At 34.6% G+C, this 12,760-nt stretch carries 10 protein-coding genes and 1 pseudogene; 5 read left to right on the top strand and 6 right to left on the bottom strand.

All coding sequences use genetic code 11. The features are described from left to right. The first annotated feature begins 5 nt into the window (after positions 1-5). From cls to U860_RS30980, 3 genes and pseudogenes are all read left to right on the top strand, one after another. Positions 6-1,199, top strand: coding sequence for a cardiolipin synthase (gene cls / locus U860_RS0100745; protein WP_025147030.1), 1,194 nt, complete (start codon positions 6-8; stop codon positions 1,197-1,199). Between the two features lie 33 nt (positions 1,200-1,232). Continuing rightward, on the top strand, positions 1,233-2,186 hold the full coding sequence (gene uvsE, locus U860_RS0100740) for a UV DNA damage repair endonuclease UvsE (RefSeq protein ID WP_025147029.1): 954 nt from the start codon (positions 1,233-1,235) through the stop codon (positions 2,184-2,186). Between the two features lie 159 nt (positions 2,187-2,345). After that, positions 2,346-4,990: pseudogene (locus U860_RS30980) on the top strand (DUF4084 domain-containing protein). Positions 4,991-5,006: 16 nt separating this feature from the next. Here the strand turns inward: U860_RS30980 and papR are convergent. Then, entirely contained in the window at positions 5,007-5,153 is a 147-nt protein-coding gene (gene papR, locus U860_RS0100730) for a quorum-sensing peptide PapR (protein ID WP_025147028.1), read from the bottom strand. 89 nt (positions 5,154-5,242) lie between these two features. Beyond that, positions 5,243-6,100, bottom strand: a complete 858-nt coding sequence (locus U860_RS0100725) for a helix-turn-helix domain-containing protein (RefSeq protein ID WP_025147027.1) — start codon at positions 6,098-6,100, stop codon at positions 5,243-5,245. Between the two features lie 165 nt (positions 6,101-6,265). Between U860_RS0100725 and U860_RS0100720 the strand changes: the two genes are divergently transcribed. After that, positions 6,266-8,026 carry a M4 family metallopeptidase gene (locus U860_RS0100720; RefSeq protein ID WP_025147026.1) on the top strand — a complete coding sequence of 587 codons (1,761 nt, stop codon included), beginning with the start codon at positions 6,266-6,268 and terminating at the stop codon, positions 8,024-8,026. Between the two features lie 39 nt (positions 8,027-8,065). Here U860_RS0100720 and U860_RS0100715 read toward each other — a convergent pair whose 3' ends face one another. From U860_RS0100715 to U860_RS0100700, 4 genes are read right to left on the bottom strand one after another with little or no spacing between them, the layout of a single operon-like run. Then, complete coding sequence (locus U860_RS0100715; RefSeq protein WP_025147025.1) at positions 8,066-8,668, bottom strand: response regulator transcription factor; 603 nt, start codon at positions 8,666-8,668, stop codon at positions 8,066-8,068. Then, on the bottom strand, positions 8,665-9,795 hold the full coding sequence (locus tag U860_RS0100710; protein WP_025147024.1) for a sensor histidine kinase: 1,131 nt from the start codon (positions 9,793-9,795) through the stop codon (positions 8,665-8,667). Before U860_RS0100710 ends, U860_RS0100715 begins: the two co-directional genes overlap by 4 nt. Continuing rightward, positions 9,796-10,530 carry an ABC transporter permease gene (locus U860_RS0100705; protein WP_002174390.1) on the bottom strand — a complete coding sequence of 245 codons (735 nt, stop codon included), beginning with the start codon at positions 10,528-10,530 and terminating at the stop codon, positions 9,796-9,798. Then, complete coding sequence (locus U860_RS0100700) at positions 10,527-11,429, bottom strand: ABC transporter ATP-binding protein (protein ID WP_025147023.1); 903 nt, start codon at positions 11,427-11,429, stop codon at positions 10,527-10,529. Before U860_RS0100700 ends, U860_RS0100705 begins: the two co-directional genes overlap by 4 nt. 157 nt (positions 11,430-11,586) lie before the next feature. Here U860_RS0100700 and map point away from each other — a divergent pair, with 157 nt between their 5' ends. Next, on the top strand, positions 11,587-12,381 hold the full coding sequence (gene map / locus U860_RS0100695) for a type I methionyl aminopeptidase (protein WP_025147022.1): 795 nt from the start codon (positions 11,587-11,589) through the stop codon (positions 12,379-12,381). Positions 12,382-12,760 lie beyond the last annotated feature (379 nt).

The following is a 12,760-nucleotide window of genomic DNA, read 5'->3' as shown; positions in this document are numbered from 1 at the left end:
TACTCATGTTCTTCTTATCTCTCTTGTTAATAGGCGCCACTCTTTGGATTACAATTGACCTTTCATACGGAAGAATTCTTCATTTAAAGCGTATACGTTCTCGTTCATTCCCTTTGCGTCAAAGTGACTTTCACCTTTATACATATGGAAAAGATTTGTATGATGCTCTATTTACTGATATTAAACAAGCCAAACACCATGTGCACGTTTTATTTTTCATTGTAAAAAACGATGAAATAAGTCGTAAGTTTTTAAAGTTACTTATCGATAAAGCACAAGAGGGAGTTGAAGTAAGACTTTTACTCGACCGGTTTGGAAGTCATTCTTTATCAAAAGAGGCGATGTACTCCCTACAAAAACATGGTGTCTCTTTTTCATTTTGTCACAAAGTGAAATTTCCTTTTCTTTTCTTTTCTGCAAATCAAAGAAATCATAGGAAAATTACAATTATTGACGGGAGGATTGGTTATATTGGTGGATTTAATATTGGCGAGGAATATTTAGGACACAATCAAAAGTTAGGTTTATGGCGGGATTATCATTTACGCCTTACAGGAGAAGGGATACAAGATTTGCAAAAACAGTTTTTACATGACTGGTTTGATGATACGAACCAAAATTTATTAGATTCCTCTCTTTATTTTCCAAAACAACAACGTGGTGCTATTCTACATCGCTTTATTCCAACTGATGGTGCCTATTTACAAAATACATTTTTACATTTAATCGAAAGTGCAAAAGAAGAGCTCTTTATCGGTACACCGTATTTCATTCCCGGTAAAGAAATTATGAATGCTTTATTAAAAGCACGGAAACGTGGGGTTCAAATAACGATTCTCGTTCCACAAAAAGCTGATCACGCCCTCGTTCGAGAGGCAAAGTTTCCATATTGCCGAAAGTTAATACAAGCCGGTTGTAATATTTACGCATTTCAACCAGGATTTTTTCATGCCAAGATTATTATAGTAGACGATTGTATTTGTGATATCGGAACTGCTAATGTTGATATGAGAAGTTTATATGTTAACCATGAGATCAACTGCCTTTTATATGATAAACATTTCATACAAGAAGTAAAAAACAAATTCGAGGAAGATTTGAAAAGCTCCTCATTGCTTTCCTTTGAAGATGTTAGCCCACTCTCTATTATTGATCGGGGAAAAGAGTGGATAGGAACGATACTCGCTTTCTTCTTATAGGAAGATTTCAAGAGCTAAAGGGGTGCATCACATATGATAATGCGATTTGGATATGTCTCACATGCTATGGCATTGTGGGACTGTTCTCCTGCCAAAACAATGACATTTACAAGCTGGAAAAAACTCAAAAAACAAGAGCGTGAGGATAATTTATATAATGCTACACTACAAAATCTAGAACATACAATACGTATCCTCCATTACAATATTGCACATGAAATTCCATTATATCGTTTATCATCTTCTATCGTTCCGCTTGCAACACATCCCGAAGTCGAATTTAATTATCTTCAAGCATTTGCACCGCTTTGGCGTAAAATAGGGGCATTAATTCAGGAACACAATTTGCGCGTAAGTTTCCATCCAAATCAATTTACGCTATTTACAAGCGACAAACCACATATTACAACTAATGCAATTACAGATATGACCTATCATTATAACGTATTAGACGCTATAGGAATTGCAGATTCCTCCTACATTAATATTCATGTAGGCGGCGCATATGGAAATAAGGAAAGTGCAATTGGACGTTTTCATAAAAACATAAAAAAACTTCCTTCACATATAAAAAAACAAATGACTCTTGAAAATGATGATAAAACGTATACCACTTCTGAAACTTTGGCTATTTGTCAAAAAGAAACCATCCCTTTCGTATTCGATTATCATCATCACATAGCAAATCTTTGTGGTGAACCGCTAGAAGAGTTACTTCCTGCGATTTTTGAAACTTGGTCACACACAAACGTCCCTCCTAAAGTTCATATTTCTTCTCCTAAATCAGAAAAAGAATTTAGGGCTCACGCAGATTATATTGATTTAGGGTTTATTAAACCCTTTTTACACATTGCAAAAAAAATCAATCATAATTTCGATATTATGATTGAAAGCAAACAAAAGGATTTAGCACTTCTTCAATTAATAGATGAAATCTCCTCCATAAGGGGAATAAAAAGAAAAAACGGCGCAACGTTACAATGGTAAATTGTAACATTGCGCTATTTTTTCAAAAAAAGTAATTTTCACAATGAAAAACATTCCATTTTATATGCTATTATTTAAATTAGCATTTTCAACCTGCGATTCAACTTTATTGAAACGGAGTCATAATATGATTAATCAAAAAAATATGTACAATTTGTCATGATGTATATTATTATATTTTCTCTTTGGATATTCCTTATTCCTAGGGACTTAAATATAAAAAAATTGGAATTCTATTCTTATTTTGTTTTGCAGCAATCTTTTCTTGCTATTGTTTATATAAAGCAATTAAGAAGATGAAAAGCGGTGATAAACTATTTTGGGTTTTATTACTATGTACTTGCCTATGTGGACTAACGATGGAAATAACTTTATTTCTTCATTCACTTTCCATTTATGATCAAGTCATATTCTCATATAAAGCACTACCTTTTTTCATCATACAATATATTTTTCTCTTTTCTGGCTTTGCTATAAAGTTCATAAAACATTACTCCATTAGAGGTATTGCTCAATTTTCATTCGATAGCGCCTTTATCGTTATTATGAATATTTACTTTACCTTAACCTTTATTTTAGATATTTCAAGCTTTCGTACGTTAACGAAGGATACGTGGGTTTTGATTGGGTATTTTATTGCACAATCATTAGTAATCTACGCCGTTATTAGCCTATATAGAAGAGAACGGTATTCTTCTAGTAGAATCTCATTAATTATTGGCTTCACTATCATGCTTTTTTACGGATATATACACCTATTTCAGTTAAACTTAGGAATGGAAACTTCTTCTGAAGTCTCTTATTTAATACATACTGCCTCGATTTTATTAATTGGTTTATCATCCATACTATACATTTTGGATAAACCAATGAAACATGAAACTAAAACAAAATATTATCGATTCGATTATGTACGCTTTATACTACCTTATTTTAGTATAATCATTACTTTTTCCTTTATTGTCATTCAGCCTTGGGATGATAAGTTCATGTTAATTGGTCTCATATTATCACTCATCTTATTATTCCTACGACAACTTTACATGTGGAAAGATAATCAAGCATTAATCGATACATACGAACAGTTGACTACACAACTAGAAGGCAAAGTTGAAGAAGGTGCATCGGCACTATCAAAAAGTGAACAACGTTATAAATCTTTATTTGAAGATCATCCTGATGCCGTTTTTTCTTTAAATATGAACGGGATTTTCCAACAATCTAACAAGGCTTGCGAAAGTTTATTTACAGCCTACTATTGTGAAGTAACAAGCTATTCTCTTCTACACTTCATTGATCCACAAGATCATGAGTTATTAAAGAAATCTTTACAAATTACAAAAGAAGGTAGACCACAAACTTTAGAAATTCGTACAAAAGAAAAAGAAGGCTATTATTATTACCTTCACATCACACTCATACCTACTTTCATAAATAAAGAAGTTGTTGGGATGTTTTGTATAGCACGTGATATTACAACTTTATATGAAAAACAAAAACAAGTAGAGCATTTGGCTTTCCATGATGCACTTACAGGACTACCGAATCGTCGAAAATTCGAAAAAGATTTAAAAACGATTTTAAATACAGCTCAAAATAACACAAATGACGTTGCTGTCATGTTCCTTGACTTAGATCGATTTTAAAAAATTAACGATCGACTCGGCCATGATGTCGGAGATTTATTATTAATTGAGGTAGCAAAAAGATTACGTGGATGTTTGCGTTCAAAAGATATCGTCGCTCGCCAAGGCGGAGATGAATTTACAATGCTATTACCAGATATGTACTCTGAAAAAAGCGCTACTTTTATAGCCGAACAGATTTTGACTATCTTAAATAAGCCCTTCTTCATTAAAGATGAAGAGCTTTCTATTACACCAAGTATCGGAATTGCAATGTATCCGGAATACGGAACCGATGTAACCGAATTAATGAAAAATGCGGATATGGCTATGTATCGAGCAAAAGCGAATGGAAAAAACAGATTTGTTTTCTTCTCAGAGGAAATGAGTATTGCGCAAAACGAAATACACTTCCTAGAAGGTGAACTTTCAAAAGCACTGCAACAAAATGAATTTTTCCTTGAATACCAGCCACAAGTAAACACAAAAACAAAACAAATTATCGGTTTTGAGGCATTAATTCGTTGGAAACATCCGAAACTTGGAATTGTATCACCTGCCCAATTCATCCCTCTCGCGGAGGAGACAGGATTTATTATTGAACTTGGTAATTGGATTTTACGTACAGCCTGCTTAGAAGCAAAGAAGTGGCATAACCAAGGATTTTCTCACTTAAAGGTTGGTGTAAATTTATCTGTTGTTCAATTTAACCGTTCAGATTTAATCCCAACTATTTCAAAAGTCTTGGAAGAAACAGAACTAAAACCAGAAGCACTAGATATTGAAATTACGGAAAGTATCGCGATTAATCAAAATCATTCTGTAATTGCTAAACTAGAACAACTTCAAAATCTCGGTATTCAAATTTCAATTGATGACTTTGGAACTGGTTATAGTTCTTTAGCTTATTTAACAAAATATCCAATCAATACATTAAAAATTGCTCGAGAATTTATTTGTGGAATTACAAATAGCCCGTTAGAAGAAGCGATTATCGCTTCCATTATTACACTATCAAAAGAATTAAATTTAGAGGTTATTGCGGAAGGTGTAGAAACAGATGAACAATGGAAGTTTTTACACGAACAAAACTGTGACCACATTCAAGGATTCTTCTTTAGCAAACCTGTTTCTAGTAAAGATGTGTGGATGTTACTCCATAAAAAAACAACCGTCTAAGTCAGACGGTTGTTTTTTAGTACTCAAAAGGTACATCTGAAGCTAATTGTATCTCTTGATCATCATGAGAAATTACTTGGTTTTTCTCTAAAGCTGTATCTCCTAATGAAATACCCCATGCCATTGCTAACGTTAACAGACTACCAATAAGTAGTTTTTTCATATTCCATCACCCGCATTTTTTCTTTAAATATATCATGAAAATTTATCCATATCTTATGCAATTATGCATATTTGTTTTTTAGGTCTTTTTTATTTCTTCATTTTTTTTATAAGTGATTCTTTTAACGCATGGATTCCTAATATATCGAGAAAGAAGCACGCTTTTTCGTAAGCATCTTCAATTTCTGCTCTATCACACTCTAGCTTTTCTAGGCATTCACCTTTTTGATAGTATAACTGTCCAATCAATGTCATACTATTAATTCGACACGATAGTTCAATGGCTTTATTTGCGTGACAAAGCGCTTCTTCGTATTGATTATCTAAGTATAAGGCTTTTGTATGATTATGTCTCACCTTCACATCAAACTCTTTATTATCATGCAATGCCTCTAATTGTTTTAATATATTTTCAAATAACTCAATACTCTTCTTAAAATAGCCATTTTCAGCATAAATGTTTGCAATTGCGTTTTCAATATAAAGATTCTGATATACATCTATTCCTACCAATTGTTGATTGAGCAATTTCTTTAATTCTAAAATACAATATTCGTAATCGATTTTTTTCAATATGTAAGCAGCTACATGATATTGCCATTGAAGAAATTGCTGAAGCTCGGGATGATATTCTTCTTTTTTCAACTCATTCCATACTCTATTATAAATTTCTTTATATTTTTTTTGCTTACAAAGTATAATAATTTGATCTTTTAACTGCTTATTCCTCTCAATATCAGAATAAATGAGTACCTCATAAAAATGAATAATGGGAACTTGTAACTTCGCTGCAATACCTTGCAATATATCCATACTTGGGTATACCGCGCCCGATTCAATTCGGCTCACTTCCGATTGATGACATATCTTCTCGGATAACTGTTTTTGTGTTAATCCCCTCATTATCCTAATTTTCTTTATTTCACTTCCTAATTTTTCTGCGTGCATACTTACTCACCATCCCATTATAACAATCTAATTTTTTGAGTTGTCATACCACTACAATAATGTGAATTCGACAATTTTTGATATGAAATAATGCATAATATATATAAAATTCGGCAAATTTTTCATACAATTCATCTCACATACAATAGATTAGGAGTGTTATAGATGAATTATAGAAAACTTGCTAGTGCATTCGTTACATTCGGTCTCCTTTGTCCTTTATCAACAGAAGCTATCCATGCCCAAGAATTAGATAAAAATGAAGTAAAAGTTGAAATTGCTCAGCCTGGTTTAACAATCGGGAAATTAACACAACCTCAAAATGATACGAAAGAGAACATTGCTAAAAAATATTTAAAAGGTGAGGTAAACGGGGCTAAAGCTCAACAAGAGCAAGTTACAACTGAAAAAAACGTTAATTTTCAACCTACAAATAAAGAAACAAAAGAAAATCAAACCGAAGTTCGCCTTGCACAAACTTACAAAAACTATAAAGTATATGGTCAAGATCTCATTGTAAAAGTAGATAAAAATGGAGTGATTACTACTGTTAGTGGTAAAGTTGTCCAAAATTTAGACCAACAACCTAATCTTACTATAACAAATTTTTTGTCGAAAAATGAAGTAAAATCTAAATTACGCGATACAGTTCAAATTCCAAACGATGCGGCTGAAACAGAATTCTCTAGCGAAACCGTTGTTTATAAGAAAAAAGATGGTTATTACACGTTCGCAACTATTATTACATTTACTTACGAAAACCATGAACAAATTATAAGCGGTAATGCAATCGTTGATTTAAAAACTGGTGAAGTACTATTCCAGGAAAAGTTCATTAAAAATAAAGAAAATAAATCTATTAATCAAGTAACAGCACCCAGCCTTTCCCTAGCTAAAGAGCAAGGAACTGGAAAAAATGCTCTACAGGAAAATGTATTATTTAATATTGCAAAGGGTTCTGACGGAAAGTTTTATTTAGCTGATCTATCCCGCGGAAGTGGTATTTATATTTATAACGCAAACTATGCTGATTCCCTCGGCGGAGATAGCCAAGTCGGCTATCCAGGAACGCTCATTTCAAGTAATACTCCTAATTTTGCAGATAAAGAAGCAGCTGGTGTTATGAAAAACATGAGCTATATTTACGACTATTTCAAGAAAGAACATAATCTAAAAAGTTACGATAATAAAGACTCAAAAGTTGTTGCTAGCGTCCACGGATTTGATTCTACAGAAGTTAGTGATGGTATAAAAGAAAATTATGTAAATGCATTTTGGCATCCGGCTTGGAATCAAATGGTCTTTGGTGACGGCCTAAATGGAAAATTAACCTCTGCTCTTGACGTGACTGCACATGAATTTGGACATGCTGTATTTAGTGGTACAACAAAAAATAAAATTGTGAGATATCCAAGTGCTGAAACATCTGCACTAAATGAAGGCCTGGCAGATTTCTGGGGTACACAAATAGAATATTACGTAAAGAAAGATAAAGGAAACTGGATTATGGGCGATACGTTAGGTGGCCTAACAATTCGTGACATCCCAAGGGAAATTGGTGATGGTGGCAACAAACTATATACAAACTTACAAGATTTCTATAATGATGGCAATAATCAAGAATCTCATGTGAATTCCGGAATCATTAGCCATGTATTATATCAATTAGCTGAAGGTAAAACGTATAACGGTATATTTGTTCAAAAACAAGGAAATGAAAAAGTAAGTAAAGTTGTTATGCGTGCATTGCAAAACTACGCAACTTCAGCGGAAGATTTTGAATCACTTCAATCTCACATTGTACAGGCTGCAAAAGATTTATATGGTAATACGACATCAACAGAATTCGAAAAGGCTTTCCAAGCACATGGATATAAGGCTCTAGCAAAAATTAATAAAGTAGTAGAAGTACAACAAGGAAAATAAGCAAAAAAGAAGTTTACCACTTATAGGTAAACTTCTTTTTTATATCCAGCCCTTCTCTTCTGCAATTGTAATTGCCTCAATCCTATTTTTCGCATCGAGCTTCGCTAATACTTCAGAAATGTAATTACGCACTGTACCAGGTGAAAGATAAAGTGCCTTCGCAATTTCATTTGCCGTCTTTCCTTCTTTCGCAAGTAAAAGTACTTCTTTTTCACGATCTGATAGCGGATTTTGCTCCTGCCATAACCCAAACATTAGCTCCTGCGAAATCTCTCGCTTCCCTTTCATGACATTTCGAATTGCTGAGGCTAAATCTTCACTCGGACTATCCTTCAATAAATATCCGTGTACACCAGCTTTGATCGCTCTTTCAAAATAACCGGGACGCGCAAATGTCGTTAAAATCATTACTTTACAAGATGATTTCTCCTTCTCCAACGTTTCAGCAACATCTAAACCACTTTGAATCGGCATTTCAATATCCATAATACTTATATCAGGCTTTAGCGATTCGATTAATTTTAACGCCTCTTCCCCATTCGCTGCTTGCCCAACAACTTCAATATCATCTTCTAGATCAAGTAGGGCTCCTAATGCGCCACGAAGCATCCGTTGATCTTCTGCAATAATAATTCGAATCATGCCCTCACCTCATCTTTTCCCGTTCTAATTACAATTGGAACTTTCACTGTTAACAATGTCCCTGAATTTATCGTATCTAGTTCAACGAATCCATCAATAAGAGCAATTCGCTCTTTCATACCGCGGATACCATTTCCATCATGGTTTTGATCCGCTAAACCGATACCGTTGTCTTCTACTTTCAAAATCAGCTCACCTTGCGATTCTAATACAGAGACTGTACACCGCGTCGCTTTACTATGTTTTACAACATTCGTCACTGCCTCACGTAAACACATTCCTACAATATTTTGTTCAATTGGTGATAACGAACTAGAATTAGCTTCTTGCTTCACTTCTAATTCAATATTAGCCGCTTGTAAGATCGCTTTTATTTGCTCCAACTCTTCTTCTACTGTAATCATATGCATATCAGAAATTAATTCTCTCAGCTGTTTTAAAGCTGTACGAGACGTTTGTGTAATCTCCTTCGCTTCTATACTTGCACGCTCCGGGTTTTTCACAATCAACTTCTCCACGAGCTGACTTTTTAAAGTAATGAGAGATAACGTATGCCCTAGCGTGTCATGAAGGTCTCTTGCAATTCGCTGACGCTCTTCACGTTTTACTAAGTCTTTAATTTGCTCGTTTGCCTCGTTTAATTGATTTTTCAACATCTTTTTTTGATTAAAATTACGCATTCCGAATGGTGTAAGAAGCATTAATATGAACATCGGAACGATATTCACTAAACTTGTAGTTGTTAGTTGATTAACGTTTACAAATATAAAAGCTCCCAACATTACAATTAATAGGCCCAACAACACCCGAAATATTTTTTTACTTGGTGCAAATCCCATCGCACTTGCCGTAAAAAATCCAAAGAAAATCATGAAAGGATTATAAAATACAGCAAATAAAAAAGTTAGTAACATTTGAATGCATGCCCATAAAATGAACGTCTTCTGAACAAAATATAGCTGACGGTATGCGACAATAAAAACTATCAACATACCGCTCCCTATTACAAGCTTCCATCCTGAAGCTTGTGCTAAGTGGTAAATTGGAAATAATAAATACACGAGCCACATATACGGGAAGAACCCCATATGTTTCGGAAAAATCTCAATCCTCTTCTTCTCTATCATTTATACCGCTTCCTGTCTTTTTCTTATATATATTGATACTACAACAAATATAAGGAAATAACCTCCTAGTACCGCAATGTTTTCCCAACCAATTGATTTTCCAGCTACAATATCCCATGCACCGCTTCCGAAATGATATGTTGGTGTCCATTCACCGATAGATCGTAATATTCTTGGAAATATTTCAATTGGCATCCATAGGCCACCAAGAATTGCTAAGCACATATTTAAAATATTCGCTAGACCAGCAGCTGCATCTGCCTTCTTAATTGAACCTATTACTGTTCCGAGCGCTAAAAATGGTGTCACGCCTAATAATAACCATAACCCAGCACCGATCCATTGTCCTACTGTTAACTGCACATTATTAATTAATATTCCTGCCATAAAAATAACTAAGATTGAAAAAGCATTCACTACTGTTTGAGCAATAATTTTAGCTGTTATATACGCACCCTCTGGAAGTGGTGTGATTTTTAAAAGATGTGTCCACCCTTGCCCTTTTTCCTGAGAAAGTCTCACACCGAAACTAAAAAGTGCAGTCCCTACAATACTGAAAGTTGCCATTGAAATTAAATAATGTGCTTTCCAAGCTTCTCCGTTCTGTGGCACTTGAACTACATTTGTAAAGATGTAATAAAACATAACTGGCATTAATAATGAGAAAAAGATAAATAATTTATTGCGAAACGTACGTAAAATCTCTATTTTGCACTGCATCCATAAAGCTTTCATGCGATTTCCCCCTTCTGATTTGCGACAAACTGTTCAAATGCTTCATCGAGACTTCCACGTTCCACTGAAACGTCTGTTACAGGTAAATTTCTTTGATAAATTGCTTTTAAAGTTGCATCCGTATCTTCAGTTGTTAAAGTGAAGTGACCTTCATTTGACTGTACTTCTGTTACATTCGGTAATTCCTTTAGCAAGCTTGTAGGAATATTTTCTTTCGAATAAAATGAAATTGTTTTTCGGGAGATCGTCGCTTTCATTTCGTCAGGTGTACCATCTGCAATGATTTTTCCATTCGCAAATAATAAAATTCGATCTGCTAAAGCATCTGCCTCTTCTAAATAGTGCGTCGTTAAAATAATCGTTTTCCCTTCACTTGCTAATTTTCTAATCATTTCCCAAAACGTTTTTCGAGACGTAATGTCCATCCCTACAGTTGGTTCATCTAAAAATAACAAATCTGGATTACCAGCAAGTGCGAGTGCAAAATTCAATCTTCTCTTTTGACCGCCTGATAGCTTTTCACATCTTTGCTTTCGCTCTGATTCTAAATTTGATAAGTGCAGTAATGTTTCTTTCGCTACTGGATTCGTATAATAACTACGGAATAACTCAATTGCCTCTTCCACTGTAATGCTATCAATTACACTCACTTCTTGTAGCATCGCGCCGAGGCTATTACGAACATCTCTATGCTTTGGGCTCTTTCCAAATATAGAAACCGTTCCTTCCGTTGGATCTTTTAATCCAAGCATCATCGATATCGTCGTTGTTTTCCCTGCGCCATTCGGTCCAAGTAATGCTACTATTTCCCCTTTATTCACATGAAACGAAACATTATTTACTGCGTTTTTATGTTTAAATGTTTTAGAAACACCATTTACTTCAATAATCTTTTCCATCTCTCCACCCCCGCCGTTTCTTATATTTACATTGTATGCGTTGGAAAAGTTAGGAAACAGTATGATGCGTCATGACATCCATATGACAATTGTCATGTATTATTTATGAGCAGAATCAACCCGCATACCGCACGCGAGTAGCAGGAGCAAAATAAACATGATACAATCGGATAAGATATATATTCGAGGAAGGACAGTGGTTTTCATGATTATTCGTAATGAACAAGATTTAGAAGGTTTACGAAAAATCGGCCGCATCGTTGCACTTGCACGCGAAGAAATGAAAAAACAAGCGAAGCCAGGTATGACAACGAAAGAGCTAGATTTAATTGGTAAAAAGGTATTAGATGAGCATGGTGCTATGTCAGCACCTGAAAAAGAATATAAATTCCCAGGCGTAACTTGCATTAGTGTAAACGAAGAAGTTGCTCACGGTATTCCAGGAGATCGCGTATTAAAAGAAGGCGATTTAGTAAACGTAGACGTATCAGCAGCACTTGACGGTTATTATGCTGATACAGGTATTTCATTTGTTCTTGGTGAAGACGAAGAAAAAGAAAAGCTATGCCAAGCTGCGGTAGATGCATTTTGGGAAGCAATGAAAAAAGTAAAGGCTGGATCAAAACAAAATCAAATTGGTCGTGCTGTTTCTAATTTTGCACATAAAAGTGGATATAACGTTATTCAAAACTTAACTGGTCACGGTATTGGTCTTAGCTTACACGAAGCTCCGAACCACATTTTAAGCTACTATGATCCAATGGATAATGCTCTTCTAAAAGACGGCCTTGTTATCGCTGTAGAGCCATTCATCTCTATGAAAGCTGATCATATTATCGAACGCGGTGATGACGGCTGGACGTTCGTTACACCGGACAAAAGCCTTGTTGCACAATGTGAACATACAGTCGTTGTGACACGTGGTGAACCGATTATCTTAACAGAAATATAATAAAAAACAGCCGTTTTGTAGATTCCTTCTACTAATCGGCTGTTTTTTTATTATTTTTAGGTATGTAAAAGCTTATATAAATAAAAAGGTGATGCATCAAAGTATCACCTTTTTAACGGGGTGAGGCTGTCCAAAAGTACGGAAAACCTTTGAACAGCCTCGTATTTTCATATGGATGCCTTACATATATCACTGATGATAATTATGAAATGCGGAAACATAGTTACCATCACATGATTCAAACATGAGAAAAGAAATCCTATAATGGATCCCTTTTCCCTACATAATCTAAAGTTTGGGTACACTAGATTCATGCAATGTAGGAGCCTTCAGAATAGAAAGCAATCCTTCATTTAGAATGATAGCATACATATCTCCG

Origin of the sequence: Bacillus sp. H1a (assembly GCF_000633475.1) — a bacterium.
GTDB lineage: Bacteria > Bacillota > Bacilli > Bacillales > Bacillaceae_G > Bacillus_A > Bacillus_A paramycoides.
This window is presented reverse-complemented; position numbering and strand designations above follow the sequence as displayed.